The organism is Dyella solisilvae, from assembly GCF_003351225.1.
Classification (GTDB): domain Bacteria; phylum Pseudomonadota; class Gammaproteobacteria; order Xanthomonadales; family Rhodanobacteraceae; genus Dyella; species Dyella solisilvae.
The window spans coordinates 361,218-384,072 of the sequence record NZ_QQSY01000001.1; the positions used below are offsets into that span (position 1 = coordinate 361,218).

Sequence of the window (22,855 nt, forward strand, 5' to 3'; positions counted from 1 at the left end):
AGGACATCGACACGTGGGGGAGACGATTAAAGAAATCGGCATAAAGGAAACGTGAACCGGGAGGCCCGTTTTCGTGTGCGCGAGCGTGGCCCGTTGGCTACGCCGACCGAAGCAACCTGCGACGCATCGCCTCTCCGCCGCACGACTGGCGGCGTGGCGATCAGATGTAACTGTGCGCGTGTGCGCCGGCCAGCGCGTGCCTGATCAACGGACAGTACAGGCGCCCCGGCATGCGCTCGAGCCGGAAGCGGCGCACCAGGCCGTGCATGAGGCCTTCAAGGTCGCCGCCGACACTGGCGGCGCAACGATTGACGGTGGTGTTGAGCGCACGCAGGTCCCAATCGTCGAGATCGATCGCGGGATGTTCGTGCAAGCGCACGCCCAGCGATTCGGCGAGCGAACCCGCGCGCGGCGGCACCCACCGCAGCAGCAGCGTCACCACCAGGCTGGCCTCCCGATTGAGCGGCGACATGCCTGCATCGTCCGTTTCAAGCTCATCGGCGCCACGCATCAGCCGAAACCGGTCCACTGCGAGCACGTCGAGCGGGTCGCGGAACCATGCCGGGCGGATGGCCGCATCGCCGGCCAGCGCATACAACCGGCTGGCGCAGGTGGCCTCCGCGTAGCACAGGTCGACCTGCATGCCGCTTGCCCGTGGCATCGCACGAAACAGGTGGAACGGATGTCCCTGGGCAATGGGCGCCCCGCAAAAGCAGCTGATGAAATCGCGCGCCGGCGCAGCGCTGTATTCGACGGGCGCGATGCGATAACGATCGAGCAGGATTAATTTGGCGTCGTCGCCTTGTCCGATGCATATCGGCATAGGCTCCCTCCGCGGTTAATGTTCGTGCCGGGTGATGGCCAGGAGTGATGCAGCCCCGACCGCACGAGCACATGCGTGCAAGGTTGATGAGTCGGGTCGATGGCAGCCGACGCCTGATGTCGCGAAGCGACGACAAGGCCATCGGGCTGGAGGCAGGCATGTTGCCCGCTCACTCCGGCGCGATCTTTAGGAAAATTCCGATAAATGCCGGGGCGTGCACCGGCTATTCCGGCGGCATTGCACCAACGTTTACTTCGCTGGAATCGCGGGCTCCGACCATCCACCCGCCGACATGCCATGAAGCTTCACGCCGAGAGCGAGCCGGCACGCAGCGCTTGACGGCGTTGCCCGCGCGACGCCGCGCTCGGCGCCATTCAAGCGGATCGAGCCCGGTCGCCTCGACTCAGATCACGCTGGCCTTGCCGCCATCCATGGGAATCACCGCGCCGGTGACATAGCTGGCGAGCGGCGAGGCGAGGAACACCGCCACGCTCGCGATCTCGCCGGGTTCGGCCAGGCGGCCCATCGGGATTTCCGCGAGCTGCTCGGCGAGCAGTTCATCCACCGGCCGACCACTGGCGCGCGAAGCGGCCGCAAGCCCTTCCTGTAAACGCCCGGTTCGAGTGAGGCCCGGATTGATCACATTCACGCGCACGCCCTTCGACGCGTACGCATTGGCGTAACCCACTGAAGCGAGCATCAGCGCCGCGTTGGCGGCGCCGCCGCCAATATGCAGAGGATTCGCCTGACGACCGCCCTGCCCGACCACGCTGACGATGCTGCCGTGGCCGCGCAAGGCCATGCGGCGGATCACCGGGTCGATCATGTGCATGTAGGTGAAGTATTTCGCCTGCATCGACGCCTGCATGGCGTCGGCGTGCAGCTCGTGGACCGGCGTGCGACGCGCAGCGCCGGCGCAATTGACCAGCACGCCGATCGCGCCGAACTCGTTCTCGATGTACTCGACGACCATCTGCGCGGCCACGCTGTCGCTCAGGTCGGCGGCGGCCACATCCATGTGCAGACCCTCACGCGCCAGGTCATGTTGCGCGGCATGCAGGTGCGTCAGTTCGCGCGAGATGCCCACGACCCTGGCCCCTTCCCGCGCGAACGCGAATGCGCATGCCAGGCCAATGCCCTTGCTGGCGCCGGTAATGACCGCTACGCGCCCCTGAAGTCCGACATCCATCCACTACATCCTCGCGGGAGACGGCTTTGATTGAAGCACGGCGTCCACCCGGGCGATGTGAGGTGATGCCTGTCACCCGCGATGGCTGATGGGCCACCCTGCCGGGATGCGGCTGGGCGGAGGACCATCTTCAGCAGGATCCGGAACGCGGCCGCCCGGCATCCCGTTCAGCCTTATAGGCCATCAGTCATGTTGCGAAATTCGCCTCTTCCCTATTGACGGCCTCGGATATGGTGTTATAGTTCACTACAACACCGGTCCACGAGGTCACTAAAGGAGTCCCGCCATGAAAGCGAATAATCTGCTAGCCCTGACCGCCGCCGCCCTGTTCACTACGGTTGGCCTGGCCGCAATCCATTCCAACGTCAATAGTCTCCCGCCCAGTGAGATCAATGGCGTCAAAGTCATCACCCTGGCCCCGGTAGTCGTCCATCCGACGGCTGAAGACATGCGCGCCGCGGCCCTGTACGCCGACGCCGGCGTGACCGCCACCACGGTGTCGCCGCTGCTCCGCCCGGAAGCCGCCGCCAGCCGCGGGGTGCTCGGGGCACAGCTGGCCATGCCCTACTATTCGTTTGGCAACCAGTTCGGCCGCATCAGCAAGGAATAACCGTATGACCATTACCTGGAACGACAGCGTCCCGATTTATCGCCAGCTCCGCGAACGCGTGGTGGCGATGATTCTGGACGGCGCCTTGAACGAGGGCGACCCGCTGCCGTCAGTACGCCAGGTAGCCGCAGACTTTCAGATCAATCCACTGACGGTCTCCAAGGCGTACCAGGAACTGGTCGATGATCAACTGGTGGAAAAAAGGAGGGGGTTGGGCATGTTCGTCATCGATGGAGCCAGGGAGGCGCTGCTCAAGTCCGAACGAGAGCGTTTTCTCCGGGAGGAGTGGCCGGCGCTCTACGCGAGGCTGCAGCGCCTCGGGCTGGACCTGAAGACGCTGATGCGCGAGGCGCCGGATGCCGCGCCGGCCGACGGGGAGCACCAGTCATGAATGCTGTCATCACCGCCAACGGTCTCAGCAAGCAGTACAAGAACGCCGTGGCGCTGGACCACGTGAATTTCCGCATCGAGTCCGGGCGCATCGTGGGCCTGATCGGGCCCAACGGCGCCGGCAAGACCACGGCCCTGAAGGCCATCCTCGGCCTTACCGATTTCCAGGGCGAGCTGAATGTATTGGGCCTGGACCCACGCACTCAGCGCGACCGCCTGATGGAACAGGTCTGCTTCATCGCCGACGTGGCCGTGCTGCCACGCTGGATCCGGGTGCGCGAGGCGATCGACTTCGTCGCCAACGTGCACCCACGCTTCAACCGCGCCAAGTGCGAGGCCTTCCTCGCGCGCACCAAGCTCACGCCGGACCAGCGCGTGAAGCAGATGTCCAAGGGCATGATCGTGCAGCTGCACCTCGCCCTGGTGATGGCCATCGACGCCCGCCTGCTGGTGCTGGACGAGCCGACGCTCGGCCTGGACATCCTCTACCGCAAGCAGTTCTACCAGAGCCTGCTGGAGGACTACTTCGACGAGAACAAGACCATCATCGTCACCACGCACCAGGTGGAGGAGATCGAGCACATCCTCACCGACCTGATGTTCATCCGCGATGGAAAGATCGTGCTGGACACCGACATGGACGCCGTCGGCGAGCGTTTCGCCGAGGTGATGGTGAGCGCCGACAAGGCCGCCACCGCCCGCAGCATGAAGCCACTGGACGAGCGGCAGGTGTTCGGCAAGAGCATCTTCCTGTTCGACGGCGCCGATCGCGCCACGCTGGAAAGCATGGGCGAGGTACGCCGCCCCACCGTCAGCGACCTGTTCGTCGCCACCATGAAGGGAACCTACGCATGAAGACCTTCTACTGGCTGGTGAAACGCGAATTCTGGGAGCACCGCGGCGGCTTCCTGTGGGCCCCGGTGATCACCGGCGTGGTGTTCCTGGTGCTCAACGTGATGGCCATCATCACGGCCGAAGTGTTGGGCGCCCGGCACGGCGTGCACATCGGCGGCGACAACGTGCAGATGATGATCGCCAGGGCCGACGCGGGCGACCTGAAGAACATCGGCACCGGGCTGGACGTGGCCATGGTGTCTTCGATGGGCCTGGTCAGCATCGTGATGGGCATCGTGGTGCTGTTCTACTGCCTCGGCGCGCTCTACGACGACCGGCGCGACCGGAGCATCCTGTTCTGGAAGTCCCTGCCGGTGTCCGACACCAGCACGGTGCTGTCGAAGGTGGCGAGCGCCGTGATCGTGGCGCCAGTGATCGCGGTGGTGGTGAGCATCATCATCGGCATGGTGCAGCTGGTCATCTTCGCCATGGTGTTGTCGATGCACGGCGTCAATGCGTTCGAGCTGATCGGGCTGGCGCATCCGTTCCGGGCGGTGGCGACGCTGATCAGCGGCATCCCGCTGTATGCGCTGTGGGCCATTCCCTCGGTTGGCTGGCTGCTGTTCTGCTCGGCCTGGGCCCGCACCAAGCCCTTCCTGTGGGCCGTCGCAGTGCCGGCGGTGGCCGGTCTGCTGGTGAGCTGGTTCGGCATCATGGGTCTGTTCAACCTGCCTACCGTGTGGTTCTGGAAGAACATCGTGCAGCGCGCCCTGCTCAGCGTGTTTCCCGGCTCCAACATCGTCTACGGCGATGGAGCGCTCGGCGCTACGGCCGACGTGGGCAACGACCCGCTGAGCGTGCTCTCGCCGCTGCACACCTACGGCCTGCTGGCCTCGCCCAATCTGTGGCTCGGCGTACTGGCAGGGGCGGCGCTGATCGCCGCGTCCATCTGGTTCCGCAGGGTGCGCGACGACAGCTGATGGTTTGCGCCCTGCCGGCAGCCTCCGCACGGATGCGGACTGCCGGCGGGGCCTCTTGTGTGGGCCGCGCTGGCGACGGACCCGGTGAGAGTGCACAACATGTCGACGCCATCGACGCGACAATCTACCGAGGTAGGAGCCTGTCCCATGACGTTTCGGCAAGTTACCTGGTTATTGGCAGCCGCCCTGCTGAGCGCCTGCGGCCAGGGCAGCGGTGATGTGCAGGTGTTCGGCGGCGACACGGACACCATCAACCACCACATCACCCTGCACCAGCACAGGGTCGCCATCCGGGTAGCGAGCGCACCCAAGGCGGTAGTCGACGCAAGCGGCCAGTTGTTCGTCGACAGCAAGCCGGTGCCGGTGAACGACGCGCAGCGAGCCCTGCTCCAGCGCTATAACGCCTCGGCGGAGGCCATGCGCACTGACGCCATCGCCACCGGCAAGGCCGGCATGGCCACCGCCGCCCAGGCCTTGAACGCCGCCGCCGGCCACATCATTGGCGGCGACAGCGCAGAGGGCACCAAGGACAAGGTGGAAGCCGCGGCGCAAAGCGTCAAACAGTCGGCCGCGAAGATCTGCGACGACCTGGCTGAGATGAAGTCAGCCCAGGATGCGCTGGTCACCCAACTGGATGCGTTCAAGCCCTACGGTCAGGCACTGGCCGACAAGGACGTCGAGAAGTGCCGCCACGATACGGCGCACTGACACCGGCGAGCGCCCGGTGGTGACGGCGTCTCAACCGCCGCCACCACCGCCGCCGTGGATGCCCCCGTGCGTCAGGGTCATGGGATCAAGCAGCTTCTGCAGCTCGGCCTTGGGCAGACCGGTGGTTTCCAGCGCGACGTCCAGGATGGGACGCTTTTCCTTGTAGGCCTTCTTGGCGGTCGCCGCGCCCTTCTCGTAGCCGATCACAGGATTGAGCGCCGTCACCAGGATCGGATTCATCGCCAGCGCCTCCTTCACCCGCGCCGTATTCACCTTGAAGCCGGCGATGGCCTTGTCGGCCAGCAGCGTGCTGACGTTGGACAGGATGCCGATCGACTGCAGCAGGTTGTGCGCGACCAGCGGCAACATCACGTTGAGCTGGAAGTTGCCTGACTGACCGGCGATGGTGATCGCCGCGTCGTTGCCGATCACCTGCGCGGCCACCATCGCGGTGGCTTCGGGAATCACCGGATTGACCTTGCCCGGCATGATCGACGAGCCCGGCTGCAGCGCCGGCAGCTCGATCTCGCCCAGTCCGGCCAGCGGTCCCGAATTCATCCATCGCAGGTCGTTGGCGATCTTCATCAGCGCCACCGCCAGCGCCTTGAGCTGACCCGACAGCTCCACCGCCGCATCCTGGCTCGCCATGCCTTCGAAGAAATTGCCGGCCGATTCGAAACTCACGCCGCTGAGCTTTTTCAGCTCGCGCGCCACGGTCAGGCCGAATTTAGGATCGGCATTGATGCCGGTGCCCACCGCCGTGCCACCCAGCGGCAGGCGCCGCATCCGCAACAGGCTGTCCTGGATGCGTTCGATCGCTGAACCAATCTGCGCGGCCCAACCGGACAGCTCCTGGCCGAACGTCACCGGCATCGCGTCCATCAGGTGGGTGCGCCCGGTCTTGGGCACGTTGCGCAGCTCGCGCGCGCGCCGTTCGATGGTGCGCTTGAGGTGCTTGAGCGCCGGCAGCAGCCGCTGGCTGGCGGTGAGCGTGGCGCTGACATGGATCGCAGTGGGGATCACGTCGTTGGAACTCTGCCCGTAGTTGACGTGGTCGTTCGGGTGCACCTTGCCACCGCCGCGACTGGCGAGGTGGGCGATCACCTCGTTGGCGTTCATGTTGGTGCTGGTGCCCGAGCCAGTCTGGAACACGTCGATGGGAAACTGCGCGTCGTACTGACCCTCGGCCACTTCGAGCGCGGCCTTGCGGATGGCATGGGCCTGGGCCTTCTTCAGATGCCCCAGCAGGAAGTTCGCATCGGCCGCGGCGGCCTTGATCAGGCCCAGCGCCCGGATGAAATCACGCGGCAGGTGCAGGCCGGAGATGGGGAAATTGTCCACCGCGCGCTGGGTCTGGGCCCCATACAAGGCCTGGGCCGGCACTTTGAGTTCACCCATGCTGTCGTGCTCGATGCGGAACTGGCTCATGTCCTTGCGATTCCTGCGGGAAATGGTCGGCAATATAGGTCGGGGCACGTTAGTGCGCCGCCAAGGGGGGAGCGAGCTTCTCGCCAGCGATGTGCCGCGCAGCGGCACGAGCCGTCACACGTCCCCTGTGAGGCGGTGAGGGGTGGACGAACAGGCCCCATCAGGTGTGCCTGGCAGGGACGCCAGGCACTTTTCGTCCGGGCAGGAGCCCGGTCGAAAAGCCCGGCCGCCCCTCACGCACTGGTCGGACCGCAGGCCCGGCCAGCGCCGAGGGGGGTGCCGTTTCTTTGGGCTACTTTTCTTTGGGCAAGCAAAGAAAAGTGACCCGGCGACCGACAGGTCGTCGGAAGCCCGCGGCAGGCGAGCCCGGTCGCCGTATCGCTAAAACCTAGCGATACGGCGCTGGATCCCGGCCTGCGCCGGGATGACGATCAATGAAGCTCGAGGCGAAGGGCAATCGCTCAACCGGCCCGCTCCCAACTCGCTCCCAACCCTCGCCCGACAGGGCCGCGGGAGAACTACCGCGCCCCTGTTGTAAAATCTCCCTTTTCCCGCCTCTGGAACGCCCCATGTCCTCCCACGCCCTGACCGCCCTGTCCCCTCTGGACGGCCGTTACGCCAGCAAGGTCGAAACGCTGCGCCCGATCTTCAGCGAGTTCGGCCTGATGCACCGCCGCGTGCACGTGGAGATCGAATGGCTGCTGGCGCTGGCCGCCGACAAGGGCATCGTGGAGCTGCCGGCGTTCTCCGCAGAGCAGGTCGTCAAGCTCAAGGGCATCGCCGCGGACTTCAGCGTGGATGACGGTACGCGCATCAAGACCATCGAGGCGACCACCAATCACGACGTGAAGGCGGTGGAGTACTTCATCAAGGAACGCATCGGCAATGACGCCGCGCTGGCGCAGGCCAAGGAATTCGTGCACTTCGCCTGCACCAGCGAAGACATCAACAACCTCTCCTACGCCCTGATGCTGCGCGATGCGCGCGAGCAGGTGCTGCTGCCGATGATCGACGGCATCATCGCCCAGCTGCGCACCATGGCGCACGACAACGCCGGCCTGCCGATGCTGTCGCGCACACACGGCCAGACCGCCTCGCCGAGCACGCTGGGCAAGGAACTGGCCAACGTGGTGGCGCGCCTGGAGCGCCAGCGCAAGCAGCTCGCTGCAGTGGAAATCCCCGGCAAGATCAACGGCGCCGTGGGCAATTACAACGCCCACGCGATCACCTACCCGGAACTCGACTGGCGCGGTTTCTCGCAGCGCTTCGTCGAGAGCCTGGGCCTGGACTACAACCCCTATACCACGCAGATCGAGCCGCATGACGGCGTGGCCGAATACTGCGACGTGATCCGCCGCGCCAACATCATCCTCATCGACCTGGCGCGCGATATCTGGGGTTACATCTCGCTGGGCTACTTCAAGCAGGCGCTCAAGGCCGGCGAAGTGGGCTCCTCGACCATGCCGCACAAGGTCAACCCGATCGACTTCGAAAACGCCGAGGGCAACTTCGGCCTCGCCAACGCCCTCCTCGGCCACTTCGCCGAAAAGCTGCCGATCAGCCGCTGGCAGCGCGACCTCACCGACTCCACCGTGCTGCGCGCCCTCGGCACCGCATTCGGCCACTCGCTGGTTGCGCTGGAGTCGCTGAAGAAGGGCCTGGGCAAGCTGACCGTCAACGCCGACCGCCTCGCCGCCGACCTCGACGCCAGCTGGGAAGTGCTGGCCGAAGCCGTGCAGACCGTGATGCGCCGCTACGGCCTGCCGGAGCCGTACGAACAGCTCAAGGCGCTGACGCGTGGCCAGGGCATCACCAAAGATTCGATGCGCACCTTCATCACCGGCCTGGACCTTCCTGCCGATGCGAAGCAGCGCCTGCTCGACCTCACGCCGGGCGGCTACATCGGTCTTGCTGAGCCGCTGGCGCGCGATATCTGAGTGAGCTATGGGGGGGCGCATTGGGTGCGCGCTTGCAGAGATTAGGCGGTGTTCCGGCGAGCACCCGCCCCTCACCCCAGCCCTCTCCCCGATGGGGAGAGGGAGCTAAGAGCGGCGCCGCACGGCACGGTTCGCAGCTTTAAGTCCTCATTACGACGACGCCCCGCGGCGTAGCGGCTATCCCTGAGGTAGCACGCGACGAATTCGGCTGACCGCGGTCATCAAGGCTTGTATGCCAGGCAGTGCTGCGCCCCCTCTCCGCTACGGCGCGTTGCGGGGTAGCCGCTGTCCCTGAGGTAGCACGAAGCTGATCCGGCTGGCCTCAGTCGCCCGGGCTTGTATTCCGCATATCGCTACGAGCCCTTAAGGCCATTTTCTTTGGGTTACTTTTCTTTTGGGCCAGCAAAAGAAAAGTGACTCGGGCGCCGGCAGGCGGTCGAAACGCCCGCCGCGTAGGCGGCACGCTGGCGAACGCGTCGAAGACAGAGCCAAAGGCAAAGTCACTGGATCCCAGCCTTCGCTGGGATGACGGGCGTGGGAGCGTGAGGCAAGGGTGCTCTTCGGGACTGCCTCGCGGGCATTCTCCGCGCTTCGCGCTCCGCCCCGCTCGGCCAGCATTCGGCCGTTGAGAAGCGCTTCGCAGGGATGACGAGTTGGTACGTAGAGCAACAGTGCCCGTGCAAGGCCGCCCCCGCCCTCCACACGTGGAGGGCGGCGACGACTCAACTTACTCGACCTCGTCCGACCCCTCATTGACGCCCTCAAACAAGAACGTCGACAAATAACGCTCCCCTGTATCCGGCAGCATCGCCAACAACACCGAACCTTCCGGTGCGTCCTTCGCCACCTGCAGCGCCGCCGCCAAGGTTGCGCCAGACGAGATGCCGACGAAGATGCCCTCCTTCTGCGCCAGATCGCGCGAGGTATCGCGCGCGAGCACGTCGTCGACCGGCAGGATCTGGTGGGCTACGTCGCGGTTGAGCACCGCCGGCACAAAGTCCGGCGTCCAGCCCTGGATCTTGTGCGGCTGCCACTCCTTGCCTGACAGCATCGCGGCGCCGGCCGGCTCGGTCGCGATCACCTTCACCTCGGGACGCGCCACTTTCAGCACCTCGCCCACGCCGGTCAGCGTGCCGCCGGTGCCCCAGCCGGTCACGAAATAGTCCAGTCGCTTGCCGGCGAAATCGCGCAGGATTTCGGCGGCCGTGGTGTTGCGGTGATAGGCCGGGTTGGCCGGGTTCTCGAACTGACGCGCCAGGAACCAACCGTGCTTGTCCGCCAATTCCTTCGCCTTGCGCACCATGCCGCTGCCGCGCTCGGCCGCCGGCGTGAGCACCACCTTCGCGCCATAGGCGCGCATCAGCTTGCGTCGCTCGATCGAGAAGGTTTCGGTCATCACTGCCACAAACGGATAGCCGCGAGCGGCGCACACCGCGGCAAGCGCCACACCGGTGTTGCCCGAAGTCGCTTCGACCACGGTCTGTCCCGGCTTGATCAGACCCTTCTGCTCGGCATCGATGATGATGGCGTAGGCCAATCGATCCTTCACCGAGCCGGCCGGGTTGAACGCTTCCACCTTGGCATACAACGTCACGTGCTTCGGCGCGAGCCGGTTGATGCGCACGATGGGCGTATTGCCGATGGTGTCGAGGATGCTGTTGTAAATCATGGAGTCACTCCGTGGCGCGGCATGGTGATGGAAACGGGTCGCGCGATGGTGCGCCCACCCAGGATTAAGGTTGTGTCAAGCAGCAACGGCCTCGGAGGTCGCCACCGGATCGGCCCCCAGCGGCGGCGTTCCGAACCAGGCCAGCGTGTGGGCCAGCGCCGCAACCTCACCGATGATCAGCAAGGCCGGCGAGCTGACCCGATACGTGGCGGCGCGTTCGACCAGATTTGCCAGCGTGCCGGTGATCACCCGCTGCTCGGCGCGCGAGCCGTTCTCGACCAGGGCAAACGGGGTGGACGCGGCGCGTCCGTGGCCGATCAGGCGTTGACGAATCACAGCCAGTTCGCTCGTGCCCATGTACACGGCCAGGGTCTGTCGCTCCTGCGCCAGCGCCGGCCAGTCCAGGGTGTCGATCGAGCCTTGGCAGTGTGCGGTCACCAGCCGGACCGATTGGGCATGGTCGCGGTGGGTCAGCGGCACGCCCGCATAGGCCGCGCAGGCCAGCGCGGCGGTGATGCCGGGCACCACTTCATAGGCGATGCCATGCTCGCGCAGAAACTCCAGTTCCTCTCCGCCGCGACCGAACACGAAGGGGTCGCCGCCCTTGAGCCGCACCACGCGCTTGCCCGCCGCGGCGTGCTGCAGCATCAGCGCGTGGATCTGCCCCTGGGTGGTGTGATGGTTGCCGGCCTGCTTGGCCACTTCGATGCGCTCGGCGTCACGCCGCGCCAGCGCGAGCACCTCAGTGCTCACCAGCCGGTCATGCAGGATCACGTCGGCCTCGTTCAGCGCGCGCAGGCCGCGCAAGGTAAGCAGGCCGGGATCACCAGGACCCGCGCCGAGCAGCACCACCGAACCGACCGCCGCTCCATCGGCCGACGCCAGCAAGCGTTCGGTGACGGCTTCGGCAAGGCCGCGCTGCCCCCGTCGCAACAGGCCTTGCGCCGGCCCTTCCAGCAGTCGCTGGTAGAAGCGGCGGCGCGCCGCCAGGTCGGGCAGGCGCGCACGAATCTGCCCGCGCATGTCGGCGAGCATGGACGCGAGCGAGCCGATCACCGGATCGACCAGCAACTCCAGCCGCTCGCGCAGCATGCGCGCCAGCATGGGGGCATGGCCGCCGCTGGAGATGGCGATGGTGACGGGCGCGCGATCGACCACCGCCGGGACCTGGAAGCTGGACCGTTCGGCATCGTCCACCACATTGACGAACAGGCGGCGGGCCTCGGCCAGCGCCACGATGCGGGCATGCAAGGTTGAGTCGCCGGTGGCGGCGATGACCAGCCAGGGCTCATCGAGCCAGTGGTCGTCGAAGCGGCCCGCCAGCCACCGGATGCGCCCGGCCTCAGCCCACTGGCGCAGGGTCGGGGTCAGTTCGGGCGCCCCGACGGTGACTCTGGCTCCGGCGTCAAGCAGACCGGCCGCCTTGCGTTCGCCGACCGCGCCGCCGCCCACGACCAATACGTGACGCCCGGACAGTTCGGCAAACAGCGGGTACAGCTTCATCGGTCCTCGGACTCCAGTAGCATCGGGTGGCAACAGTGATTGCTGTCACGCTAGGCAGGCGCCCGCGGAGACACAAATGATTTGTACGGCGACCGATATGCCCGACGGTTATAAGCCGAACAACCGACCACCCTGCGTATTGACGCATCGCAACAACGGATGTATAGACGTCCAATTCACGTAGAACGCTGGATTCCGCCCCGTGGACACCCGCCGCCCCTCGCCACACCCCCGAAGGACCGCCTGCGCCAGCGGGCGGGTGGATGAGGCCATGCGATGTATTGCTCCCGCGACCACGAGCCACCCTTCTCTCGATCGATTGCGGAACCCAAGTCATGACTCTCACCCAATTGCGTTACCTGGTCGCCATAGCTGACGCGGGACTCAACATCACCCTGGCGGCCGAACGGGTGCACGCGACGCAGCCCGGCCTCAGCAAGCTGCTGCGCCAGCTCGAGGACGAACTGGGCTTCCAGTTGTTCCATCGCAAGGGTCGCAGCCTCCATGCGATTACTCACGCCGGCACCCACGTGCTCGAGCGTGCGCGCATCATCCTGGCCGAAGCGGCCAACATCCGCTCGATCGCGGCCAACCTGCGCAACGAGTCGCGCGGCACGCTGCGCATCGCCACCACCCATACCCAGGCGCGTTTCGCCCTGCCCGCCGCCGTGGCCGCGCTCAGCCGCAGCTATCCACAGGTAAGCGTGCACCTGCAGCCGGTGAACGACGCCGATGTGATCTCGTTGCTGGAGGGCGGTCAGGTCGACCTGGCCATCGTCAGCACCGCCGCCGGGGCGCCGCCGCCGAACGGCATCGCCCTGCCCGCCTATCGCTGGAGCCGCACGGTGGTGGTCCCCAACGGCCATCCGCTGAGCCGCCAGAAGCAGGCGCCCACGCTGGAACAGCTGGCCGCCCATCCGCTGATCAGCTATGACTCCTCGCTCAAGCCCGAGTCCTCGCTGGCCCGCGCCTTCCAGTCCGCCAACCTGCACCCGCAGATCGTCATGACGGCGAGCGACGCGGACCTGATCAAGACCTATGTGCGCGAGGGGCTGGGCGTCGGCGTGCTGGCCGAAATGGCCTATCAGCCCGAGCACGACACCGACCTGCACGAACTGAGCGCCGACCACCTGTTCGCGGCCTGCACGACCTGGATCGTGCTGCGTCGCGAGAGCGTACTGCGCGAATACACGCTGGACTTCATCAGCGTGTTCGCGCCGCACCTGGAACGCCGTGCGGTCAGCCGCGCCCTGGCCACGGGCGGCATCGGCGCCTCGCAATGGCCCGGCGTGCCGCACTGGCGCGAGCGGCAGGTTCCCCACAAGGTGGTGGAGCTGGAAGTCGAGGCGCAGTAGGCGCCCCCGGGCGCGGGGCGACGCGGCCGACACAGCCGACACGGCGAGACTTTCCAGAGTGCAGTCGCGCCAACGCCCCCGAAAGGGGGCGGGAGCTGGGGCCTGGCGACCTTGAAACGCCACGGGTAGGTAGGCAGGGTCAAGCGACACCGGGTCCCAGCTCTCGCCCCCTTGCGGGGGCTGGCCAGCGCGACGGAGCGTGGTCGTTACAGCAGGCCGCGCTGTTCCAGCACGGCCACGATGCGCTGCGCGAGCACGTGCGGCTGGGCCGCATTGCCGTCCACGCGCAGCTCAGGCTGCTCCGGCTCCTCGTAGGGATCGCTGATCCCGGTGAAATGGGGAATCGTGCCAGCGCGCGCCTGCGCGTAAAGGCCCTTGCGGTCGCGCGCCTCGCAGACTTCCAGCGAGGTGGCCACGTGGATCTCGATGAAGTCGCCATGCGCCTCCACCAGCCCGCGCGCCTGCGCCCGGGCCTGCGCGTAGGGCGCAATCGGCGCGCACACGGCGATGCCGCCGTGGCGGACGATCTCACTGGCGACGTAGCCGATGCGGGTCACGTTGGCGTCGCGGTCCTCGCGCGAGAAGGTAAGTCCCTTGGACAGGTGCTTGCGCACCTCGTCGCCGTCAAGCACCGTCAAGGCGCGACTGGTGCGCTCGAGCAGCTGCGCCACCACCGCTTGGGCGATCGTCGACTTGCCCGCGCCGGAAAGCCCGGTGAAGAACAGCGCAAAGCCGCGCTGCGCATTCGCCGGATGGCGTTCCCGCAGGATATCCACCACCTCGGGGAACGAGAACCACGCAGGAATCTCGCTGCCCTCATGCAGGTGCCGGCGCAGCTGCGTACCCGAGATGTCGCGCACCTCGTCGTCCGCCTGCACCTCGGTCGAGGGCAGATAGGTGTCGCGGTTGGCCACGTAGACCATCGCCGGGAACGGCACGATGCGGATGCCGAGCTCGTCCTGGTGGCGCTCCAGCAGGTGTTGCGCATCGAACGGGCCGTAGAACGGCTTGCCGCTCGCATCCTTGCCCGGACCGGCATGGTCGCGCCCCACGATGAAGTGACTGGCGCCGTAGTTCTTGCGGATGATCGCGTGCCACATCGCCTCGCGCGGACCGCCCATGCGCATCGCCAGCGGCAGCAGCGACAGCTTGGCGCTGTGCGCCGGGTACTGCGGCAGCAACGCCTGGTAGCAGCGCACACGCGTGTAATGGTCGATGTCACCCGGCTTGGTGCGCCCGACGGATGGCTGCACCAGCAGCTTGGCGCCTACCTGCTGTGCGGCGCGCAGGGTCAGCTCGCGATGCGCCCGGTGCATCGGGTTCCGCGTCTGGAACGCCACGATGCGCTGCCAGCCGTTTTCGGCGAACCACGCTCGCAGGCTGCGCGGCGAGTCGCGCAGTACGGTGAAGTCGTAATGCGAGGGAGCCTGGATGCCGCGCACGCGGCCGCCGAGATTGACCGGGCGATAGCGTTGCAGCAGCTCGGCGACGCCCGGATGGGTGGGATCGGTGGTGCCGAACACCTGCGCCGCCTCGTACTGGCGATCGGGCCGGTAGATGTCCTCCACTTCCAGCACGGCCAGCGGCACGCCCTGGGTATCGCGCAGGGCCACCTCGCTGCCCGGCGCCAGCCGCGCGGCGAATTCTTCGCTCACATCCAGGGTGATCGGGATCGGCCACAGCGTGTCGTCGGCCAGGCGCAATTCGTCCACCACGCGGCGGTAGTCGCGCTCGGTGAGGAAGCCTTCCAGCGGCGAGAAGGCGCCGTTGAGCAGCAACTCAAGATCGCACTGCTGCCGCGTGTCGAGATCGACACCCGGGAGCCCGGCGCTGCGCTGCTTGAGCCTCTCGGCCTCGTCAGGCGGCAGGTAGAGTTCCTTCAGCACCCCACCGTGCGGGGCGATCAGTTCGGCAATGGCAAGGCTATCGGTCGAGACCTCGACCTGGGCAAGTGCGCTCTGGCTCATGATGTCTGTTTGTCGTATCGGGGGAGCGGCCAGCGCCGGGCGCTGGGGGGATCGTATCGTTGTCGTGTTCAGGCCAGTCCGTGCAGTCCGCATTCGCGCTTGAGGCCGAAAAAGCGGGTCGATTCGGCATCCGTGCCCGGTTCCCAGCGGTGCGTGGTGTGCACATCGCCAATGGAGATGTAGCCCTGGTCCCACAGCGGGTGATAAGGCAGGTCGTGACGGCGCAGGTACACGCCGACGTCGCGATCGGTCCAGTCCGCGATGGGATGGAATTTCCAGCGCCCGTCGCGGCGCTCGACGAACGGAATCTCCGCCCGCGTGCGCGCCTGGCTGCGGCGCAGACCGGCAAACCAGGTGCCGGCATCGAGCTCGCGCAGCGCGCGCTGCATCGGCTCCACCTTGCGCAGCTGGTTGTAGCGGTCAATGCCCGCCACGCCCTGCTCCCACAACCGGCCTTCGCGCGCCTCGAGCCACGCCGGGCTCTGCGGCGGGCTGAACACCTTCAGATTCAGCGACAGGCGCGCGCTCAACTCGTCGACGAACTGGTAGGTCTCGGGAAACAGATAGCCCGTGTCGATCAGGATCACCGGCAGGTCCGGGCGGTGACGCGTGAGCAGGTGCAGCGACACCGCTGCCTGCGCGCCGAAGCTGGACGAGAGCACGTGCCTGCCAGGTGCATACGCCAGCGCCCACAGCACGCGCTGTTCGGCGTCCAGCGTGCCCAGCCACTCGTTCAGCGCGACCAGCTCGGCCGGGCTGTGCTCGGCCTCATCCAGCCATCCCGGCTTCATGCCACCACCTCCGCCGGGATGCGCCGCACGTTGCCAGCCAGCACGCCGACCCGCAGCAGGAAGTCGCCGAAGTGCTCGCCGGTGCTGCGCTCGGCGGCATAGCGGGCGAACAGGGGCGTCAGCGCCTCCAGGATGGCCGCTTCGTCCACGTTTTCGAGGTAGACCTGATTCAACCGCTGACCGCGAAAGTCCGCGCCAAGGCGCAAGTCGTAACGCCCCGGGCCGCGACCGACCAGGGCGATCTCGCCGAGGTAGGGACGCGAGCAGCCGTTCGGGCAGCCGGAGAGGCGCAACAGGATCGGCGCGTCCCTCAACCCATGCGCCTCGAGCACCGCCTCGAGCTTGGGCAGCAACTCGGGCACGTAACGTTCGCTTTCCGCCATGGCCAGCCCGCAGGTCGGCAAGGCTACGCAGGCCACCGCCAGCTGCCGGATCGCGCTATGCGTGCGGTAGCCGTCGAGTCCATGCGCGGCCACGATCGCGTCGATGCGAGCGCGCTCGTCAGCCGCCACGTTGGCGACGATCACGTTCTGGTTGCAGGTGAGCCTGAAATCGCCCTGATGCACCTTGGCAAGCTCGCGCAAGCCCGTGAGCCAACGCCGTTCACCGACGTCGGCCAGCCGGCCCGATTCAATCTGCAAGGTCAGGTGCCAGCGACCGTCGGCGCCTTCGATCCAGCCATAGCGGTCGCCGTTGTCGTCGAACTGGTAATCGCGCTCCGGCTCAAGCGCAAAACCCACGCGAGCCTCCACTTCGGCCTTGAAGGCATCCAGGCCGCGATGGTCAATGGTGTACTTCAGTCGCGCGTGCTTGCGCTCGCTGCGGTTACCCCAGTCGCGCTGCACGGTGATCACGGCTTCCGCGACCGCGCGCAGCTGGTCCGGCGTCACGAAGCCGATCACGCTGGCCAGGCGCGGATAGGTAGTCGGATCGCCATGGGTGGCGCCCATGCCGCCACCGATCGCCACATTGAAGCCCTTCAGCTCGTCCTGTTCGATGATGGCGATCAGGCCGAGATCCTGCGCGAACACGTCGATGTCGTTGAGCGGCGGGATAGCCAGGCCGATCTTGAACTTGCGCGGCAGGTACGTGGCGCCGTACATCGGCTCTACGGGCTCAGGCTCACCCACCAGCGGCTCGCCATCGAGCCATATCTCGTGATAGGCCCGCGTCTGCGGCGCCAGCTCACTGGAAAGTCGCGACGCCCACTCATAGGCCACTGCATGCGCCGCCGACTCCACCGGGTTGGCGGTGCTCACCACATTGCGCACCACGTCGCCGCACGCGGCGATGGTGGAGGCCAGCGCGCCGTGAATCGCGGCGATGGTCGGCTTGAGGTGGTGCTTGATGATGCCGTGCCACTGGAAGGTCTGGCGCGTGGTGATGCGCAGCGTGCCGTTGGCGTGCTCACGCGCCAGGCGGTCGAACACCAGCCACTGCCCGGGCGTGACTACGCCGGACGGCAGGCGGGCGCGCAGCATGAACGAGTACGCCGGTTCGAGCTTCTGCTTGCGGCGCTCCTCGCGCAGATCGCGATCGTCCTGCAGATAGCTGCCATGGAATTTCAGCAGCTTGTTGTCGTCGTCGCTGATCGCGTTGGTGACGGGATCGCGCAAGCCTTCGGCAATCGTGCCGCGCAGGTAGCGGCTTTCAATCTTGATGCGCTCGAGATCGGAAAGTGGGGTGCTCATATTCAGTACACGTCGCGGGCGTAGCGCCCCTGCTGCAGGAGATCGGATAGCCACTCCTTGGCCTGGTCCGGAGATTGGCCGCCATGGGTGATCGCCACGTCGATCAGCGCGGCGTGCACGTCCTTGGCCATCTGGCTGGCGTCGCCGCACACGTAAAGGTGTGCGCCATCCTGCAGCCAGTCGTAGAGCTCGCGGCCCTGCTCGCGAATGCGTTGCTGCACGTAGACCTTGGCGTCGCCGTCACGCGAGAAGGCCAGGTCCAGCTTCTGCAGGGAGCCGTCGCGGAGCGCCGCCTGCCATTCGATCTGGTAGAGGAAATCGCGGGTGAAATGGCGGTTGCCGAAGAACAGCCAGTTGCGTCCGCCAGCGCCGGTTTCGCGGCGTTCCTGCACAAAGGCGCGGAACGGCGCCACGCCAGTACCCGGGCCAATCATGATGATGTCGCGGGCGCTGTCCTTGGGCAGCCGGAAGCGTTCGTTTTCCTCGATGAAGACGGGTACGCGATGGTCGTCGCCAGCCGCGGCGACAAACGAGGAAGCCGCGCCCCAGTGACGTTCGCCGTACGCTTCATAGTCCACCAAGGCAACCGTCAGGTGCACTTCGTCACCGACCGCCTTCTGGCTGGATGCGATGGAGTACAGGCGCGGCGTCTGCGGGCGCAGCGTGGCCACCAGCTCCTCCGCCGACCACCTGGCGGGGTGGCGACGCCACAGGTCGATCGGCTGGTCGCTCGCCAACAACGCAGCGAGGCTCGCCGAACGGTCGGGGCGAAGCAGGCCGGCCAGTTTCTCGTCGCCGCTGGCATCGGCGACCGCGGCGATCAACGGACGGCTCAGCCGCGTGAGTTCACGCTCGTGGGTCAGCCATTGCCGCAGCGGAAGTTCCTTGCCGTCATGGCGGACGGCCTGACCGCCGTCGAGGCTGAGCAGGGAAAGCCACTGATCGACCAGCGCGGGCGGATTCTCCGGCCATACGCCAATGGCGTCACCGGGCTCGTAATGCAGCCCGGAACCTTCCAGCGAGAGCTCAACGTGCCGCACGTCGCGGCCGGCATCGCGCGCCACGATCGGCTGGTTATCCAGCACGGAAGCCGCAAAGGGACGCTCCCGCGTGTAGACCACGCGCGACGGCACCGGCTGCAGGTTGGCCACGCGCACCGTAGGTTGCGCCGAGCCAAGCAGCTGGCGCGCCTGTTCCAGCGCGCCTTCCGCCCAAGGCGCGGCTACGGCGTCCACATCCACATCGGCTTCACCGAACGGAGCGAACCGCTTGGCGCCCAGTTCTTCCAGTCGCGCGTCGATCTGTCGCCCGATCGCGCAGAACTGCGGATAACTCGAATCGCCCAGCCCCAGCACCGTGTAGCGCAGGCCCGGCAATTTGGGCGCGCGCTTGCCGAGCAGGAACTCGACCAGGCCGCGTGCATCATCCGGCGGCTCGGCGTCGCCCTGGGTGCTGATCACCACGGCGAGGTGGGTTTCCTTGGCCAGGTCGCGCTGGGCATAGCCATCGGCGCGCACCAGCCGCACGCTGAGGCCGGCGGCCTCGGCCCGGGCGCTCAGCTGGGCCGCGATGCGCTTGGCCTGGCCGGTCTGGCTGCCGTACAGGATGGTCAGGCGGTCCCCCTGGGCCTTGCCTGCCGCCAGCGGCGGATCCACCAGGCCGCGCTGCAGCCGGTCGGCCTTGGCCGCGCTCCATGCCGCCAGCCAGTACAGTTCTGCCGGGCCCAGGCCCTCGGCCAGGCGCTCCAGGGCGGACAGCTTGTCCGATCCCAGGGAGGCCAGGTGGTTTTCCGTCGCAACGACCGCGTTCACTATCGACTTCCTTTGGACGTCTATACCGCTGTCCGTCCAAAGTAGTCATGCGCTTATGTCATGTGAAAGGACGTGTTGACATATGCATATGTCCACGTGCTTATTTCCCTTACGGCGGAACTGTCCCTTAAACTGGGCCCATCCACCCTCGTTAATGGCCCATGCCCACGGATTTTCTTGCGTCCGCCCTCGTCGGCGCGCTCGCCCAGCTCGTCGACGGTGCGCTAGGCATGGCCTACGGCGTGACCTCGGCCGCCCTGCTGCTGGCGCTGGGCGTCCCCCCGGCGCTGGCGAGTGCCAGCGTGCATTACGCGGAAACTTTCACCTGCGGGGCTTCCGGCTTCAGCCACCTGCTGGCCGGCAACGTGCTGAAAAAGCTGTTCTGGTCGCTGGTGATACCCGGCGCAGTGGGCGCCACCCTCGGCGCCTACGTCGTCACTCACCTGCCGGCCGGCGCCATGAAGATGGTGCTCACCCCTTACCTGATCGGCATGGGCCTTTTCCTGCTGCTGCGCCCCACCCGTCGCCAGCATCTGCATGACGAAACCCCGCGCATCACCGGCCCGCTGGGCCTGGTGGCGGGGTTTGCGGACGCGGTGGCCGGCGGCGGCTGGAGCGCACTGAACGTGACGACGCTGGTGGCGCGCGGGGTTCGGCCGCGGATGGTCATCGGCACCGTGCACCTGGCCAAGTGTCTGGTCAGCGCTGTCGCCAGCATCACCTTCTTCCTGCAGGTCGGCCTGCCGCACAGTGGATCCGTGCTGGGCCTTATCGCCGGCGGCGTCGTGGCGGCGCCGTTCAGCGCCCTGCTGGCGCGACGCATGCCGCCGCGGGTGGCCACCGTGCTGGCGGCGCTGGCGGTGCTGGCTATCGGCCTCAACAACGTGGCTCATCTGATCTTCACGCACTGACCGCGATCAAGCGGCCTTCGCGCGGCCTTCGCTTAGAATGCGCGGATGACCACGCCACGCCACCTCCCCATCGAAGTCCGCGGCAGCGCCAAGCAGCCGCTGGGCATGAGCCCCACCCAGTTCCTGCGCGACTACTGGCAGAAGCAACCGCTGCTGATCCGCCAGGCCTTCCCCGATTTCAAGCCGCCCATCCAGCCGGACGACCTGGCCGGCCTGGCGCTCGAGGAATCGGCCCTGTCGCGCCTGATCATCCATGACGAGAAGCGCGACCGCTGGAAGGTGAAGAGCGGCCCGCTGACCGAGAAGGATTTCGCCAGCACCCCGGACCGCAACTGGACCCTGCTGGTGCAGGACGTGGACAAGTGGGACGCGGACGTGGCCGCCCTGCTGGAACACTTCACCTTCCTGCCCAGCTGGCGGATGGACGACATCATGATCTCCTACGCCGAACCGGGCGGCGGCGTGGGCCCCCATGTCGACCAGTACGACGTGTTCCTGCTTCAGGCCATCGGCCAGCGTCACTGGGCGATCAGCACCGCTCCCGACGCCCCGACCGATTTTCGTCCCGACATCGAGCTCAAGCAGCTCCAGCAGTTCGACGCCACCCACGAGTGGATGCTGGAACCGGGCGACATCCTGTACCTGCCGCCGGGCGTGCCGCACGACGGCATCGCCTTTGGCGGTCCGTGCATGACCATCTCGGTCGGCATGCGCGCGCCCTCGCGCGCAGAGCTCACCGGCGACCTGGCCGACTATCTGGCCGAGCGCCTGCCGGACGAACTGCGCTACGCCGACCCCGACCTGGCCCCGGCCAGGTCGATCGGTGAGATCGATCGCCCCACCGTCGCCCGCCTGAAGCACGCTCTGCCGTTCGCCGCCGGCCTGGACGAGGCGATGCTCACCGACTGGTTCGGCCGCTTCATCACCCGCTACCGCAACGCGCAGCTGCCGGTGCCGCCGGCCAAGGAACTGGCCGCGCCCGCCCTGCGCAAGCAGCTGGAAGGTGGCGCCGAGCTGCTGCGACATCCGTGGGCGCGCATGGCCTGGGCCAAGGGCAAGGGCGGCGCCACCCTGTTCGTCAATGGACACGCCTACCCGACGTCGGTCGAGCTGGCCGAACAGCTTTGCGCCGAACGCCAGCTGAGCCCCGGCAAGGCCGTCCCGGGCGCTGCGCTCACCCTGCTGCTGGCCCTGGTCAATGACGGCCATCTGGTCGTGCACAAGCCGCGACGCCGGTGAAGCTTCAGGACTTCCACGTCGAACCGGCTGACTGGGCCCGCTCGGGAGAACGCGAGGCCCTGCGCGACATCCGACTGGAAGTCTTCGTGGGCGAGCAACGGGTGCCCGAATCACTGGAGTGGGACGAGCTCGATGCCAGCTCGCTCCACCTGCTGGCCCGCGCCGCCGACGGCAAACCGATCGGCTGCGCCCGTCTCACTCCGGCGGGCAAGATCGGCCGAGTTGCGGTCCGCCTGCCCTGGCGCGGCCAGGGCGTCGGCGCCGGTCTGGTCCGTGCGCTGGTGGCCAGGGCGCGCACCGATGGGCGGGCCGAGCTGGTCCTTGATGCCCAGATCGATGCGGTGGAGTTTTACGAGCGCGAAGGGTTCATTGCGCATGGCGACACCTTTCTGGATGCGGGGATCGTGCATCGCTCCATGCGCCTCGCCTTGACCACGCCAGGCGACGAGCGTGTCGCACCGGCCACGGTCGACACCCGCCTGCCCGCCGCCAGCCGGACCGAACTGGCGAGCGCCCGCCTGCAACTGCTGGCCGAGGCCCGTCACCGCATCGCCATCTATCAGCCGATATTGGCCGGCGAGTCCTACGCCAGCCCCGCCGAGCTGGCGGAGCTGCGCCGCCTGGCCACTTCCGGGCGCGGCGCCGAGGTCCGCGTGCTATTGCACGATCCGGCCGGGGCCTTGCGCGACAGCCATCGCCTGGTGGCGCTGGCGCAGCGGCTGCCCAGCGCCATCCAGGTGCGCGCGCCACTGGAGGAGCTCGACCTGGCCTACGGCTCGAGCTACCTGCTCACCGACCAGGGCGGCTATCTGTTCCAGCCCGACGCGCAACGCATGGCTGGCCGGGCCGCCAGCCGCGATCGCGCCGCACAGGCGCCCCTGCTGCAACACTTCAATGAGGTATGGGAGCGTTCGTCGCCGGCGACGGTCCTGCATTCACTCCATCTTTGAATCCCTAGCCGCCGGCTGAACGGCCGCTGGTCACCCGCGGCTGTCGCGCCTTCGCCGCAAATCGCGGCG

General features: G+C 67.0%; 19 protein-coding genes. 10 read left to right on the forward strand and 9 right to left on the reverse strand.

The window, feature by feature from the left end:
- Window positions 1-160 precede the first annotated feature (160 nt).
- On the reverse strand, window positions 161-823 hold the full coding sequence (locus DVT68_RS01560; protein ID WP_114823307.1) for a hypothetical protein: 663 nt from the start codon (window positions 821-823) through the stop codon (window positions 161-163).
- A gap of 403 nt (window positions 824-1,226) precedes the next feature.
- Window positions 1,227-2,012 carry an SDR family NAD(P)-dependent oxidoreductase gene (locus DVT68_RS01565; RefSeq protein WP_114823308.1) on the reverse strand — a complete coding sequence of 262 codons (786 nt, stop codon included), beginning with the start codon at window positions 2,010-2,012 and terminating at the stop codon, window positions 1,227-1,229.
- A 286-nt stretch (window positions 2,013-2,298) separates the two neighbouring features.
- On the opposite strand from DVT68_RS01565, the gene DVT68_RS01570 reads away from it, so the two are divergent.
- From DVT68_RS01570 to DVT68_RS01590, 5 genes are all read left to right on the forward strand, one after another.
- On the forward strand, window positions 2,299-2,622 hold the full coding sequence (locus DVT68_RS01570; RefSeq protein WP_114823309.1) for a hypothetical protein: 324 nt from the start codon (window positions 2,299-2,301) through the stop codon (window positions 2,620-2,622).
- A gap of 4 nt (window positions 2,623-2,626) precedes the next feature.
- Entirely contained in the window at window positions 2,627-3,013 is a 387-nt protein-coding gene (locus tag DVT68_RS01575; protein WP_114823310.1) for a GntR family transcriptional regulator, read from the forward strand.
- Window positions 3,010-3,867: an ABC transporter ATP-binding protein gene (locus tag DVT68_RS01580; protein ID WP_114823311.1), complete on the forward strand. Its 858-nt coding sequence runs from the start codon at window positions 3,010-3,012 to the stop codon at window positions 3,865-3,867. Before DVT68_RS01575 ends, DVT68_RS01580 begins: the two co-directional genes overlap by 4 nt.
- Window positions 3,864-4,826: a hypothetical protein gene (locus tag DVT68_RS01585; protein ID WP_114823312.1), complete on the forward strand. Its 963-nt coding sequence runs from the start codon at window positions 3,864-3,866 to the stop codon at window positions 4,824-4,826. Before DVT68_RS01580 ends, DVT68_RS01585 begins: the two co-directional genes overlap by 4 nt.
- Window positions 4,827-4,973: 147 nt before the next feature.
- Window positions 4,974-5,534, forward strand: a complete 561-nt coding sequence (locus DVT68_RS01590; protein WP_158543438.1) for a DUF2884 family protein — start codon at window positions 4,974-4,976, stop codon at window positions 5,532-5,534.
- Between the two features lie 30 nt (window positions 5,535-5,564).
- Here DVT68_RS01590 and DVT68_RS01595 read toward each other — a convergent pair whose 3' ends face one another.
- Complete coding sequence (locus tag DVT68_RS01595; RefSeq protein WP_114823314.1) at window positions 5,565-6,962, reverse strand: class II fumarate hydratase; 1,398 nt, start codon at window positions 6,960-6,962, stop codon at window positions 5,565-5,567.
- Window positions 6,963-7,531: 569 nt separating this feature from the next.
- On the opposite strand from DVT68_RS01595, the gene purB reads away from it, so the two are divergent.
- On the forward strand, window positions 7,532-8,899 hold the full coding sequence (gene purB, locus DVT68_RS01600; protein WP_114823315.1) for an adenylosuccinate lyase: 1,368 nt from the start codon (window positions 7,532-7,534) through the stop codon (window positions 8,897-8,899).
- Between the two features lie 727 nt (window positions 8,900-9,626).
- On the opposite strand, the gene cysK is transcribed toward purB, so the two are convergent.
- Both cysK and cysG read right to left on the reverse strand, forming a co-directional pair.
- Window positions 9,627-10,568: a cysteine synthase A gene (cysK, locus tag DVT68_RS01605; protein WP_114823316.1), complete on the reverse strand. Its 942-nt coding sequence runs from the start codon at window positions 10,566-10,568 to the stop codon at window positions 9,627-9,629.
- Between the two features lie 75 nt (window positions 10,569-10,643).
- Complete coding sequence (gene cysG / locus DVT68_RS01610; RefSeq protein WP_114823317.1) at window positions 10,644-12,071, reverse strand: siroheme synthase CysG; 1,428 nt, start codon at window positions 12,069-12,071, stop codon at window positions 10,644-10,646.
- A gap of 335 nt (window positions 12,072-12,406) precedes the next feature.
- On the opposite strand from cysG, the gene DVT68_RS01615 reads away from it, so the two are divergent.
- Window positions 12,407-13,426, forward strand: coding sequence for a LysR substrate-binding domain-containing protein (locus tag DVT68_RS01615; protein ID WP_114823318.1), 1,020 nt, complete (start codon window positions 12,407-12,409; stop codon window positions 13,424-13,426).
- Between the two features lie 206 nt (window positions 13,427-13,632).
- Here DVT68_RS01615 and DVT68_RS01620 read toward each other — a convergent pair whose 3' ends face one another.
- The 4 genes from DVT68_RS01620 to DVT68_RS01635 form a co-directional block, all read right to left on the reverse strand.
- Entirely contained in the window at window positions 13,633-15,393 is a 1,761-nt protein-coding gene (locus DVT68_RS01620; RefSeq protein WP_114823319.1) for a bifunctional sulfate adenylyltransferase/adenylylsulfate kinase, read from the reverse strand.
- Between the two features lie 68 nt (window positions 15,394-15,461).
- Complete coding sequence (locus DVT68_RS01625) at window positions 15,462-16,184, reverse strand: phosphoadenylyl-sulfate reductase (protein ID WP_114823320.1); 723 nt, start codon at window positions 16,182-16,184, stop codon at window positions 15,462-15,464.
- Window positions 16,181-17,875 carry an assimilatory sulfite reductase (NADPH) hemoprotein subunit gene (gene cysI / locus DVT68_RS01630; protein WP_114823321.1) on the reverse strand — a complete coding sequence of 565 codons (1,695 nt, stop codon included), beginning with the start codon at window positions 17,873-17,875 and terminating at the stop codon, window positions 16,181-16,183. Before cysI ends, DVT68_RS01625 begins: the two co-directional genes overlap by 4 nt.
- A gap of 2 nt (window positions 17,876-17,877) precedes the next feature.
- Window positions 17,878-19,686 (reverse strand): assimilatory sulfite reductase (NADPH) flavoprotein subunit, encoded by a 1,809-nt coding sequence (locus DVT68_RS01635; protein ID WP_114823322.1) that lies wholly within the window; start codon window positions 19,684-19,686, stop codon window positions 17,878-17,880.
- 161 nt (window positions 19,687-19,847) lie between these two features.
- Between DVT68_RS01635 and DVT68_RS01640 the strand changes: the two genes are divergently transcribed.
- Genes DVT68_RS01640 through DVT68_RS01650 form a run of 3 tightly spaced genes read left to right on the forward strand, consistent with a single transcriptional unit; the run spans window position 19,848 to window position 22,786 of the window.
- Window positions 19,848-20,597 carry a sulfite exporter TauE/SafE family protein gene (locus tag DVT68_RS01640; protein ID WP_114823323.1) on the forward strand — a complete coding sequence of 250 codons (750 nt, stop codon included), beginning with the start codon at window positions 19,848-19,850 and terminating at the stop codon, window positions 20,595-20,597.
- A gap of 45 nt (window positions 20,598-20,642) precedes the next feature.
- Window positions 20,643-21,836 carry a cupin domain-containing protein gene (locus DVT68_RS01645; protein ID WP_114823324.1) on the forward strand — a complete coding sequence of 398 codons (1,194 nt, stop codon included), beginning with the start codon at window positions 20,643-20,645 and terminating at the stop codon, window positions 21,834-21,836.
- Window positions 21,833-22,786, forward strand: a complete 954-nt coding sequence (locus tag DVT68_RS01650; protein ID WP_114823325.1) for a GNAT family N-acetyltransferase — start codon at window positions 21,833-21,835, stop codon at window positions 22,784-22,786. Before DVT68_RS01645 ends, DVT68_RS01650 begins: the two co-directional genes overlap by 4 nt.
- Window positions 22,787-22,855: the final 69 nt, after the last annotated feature.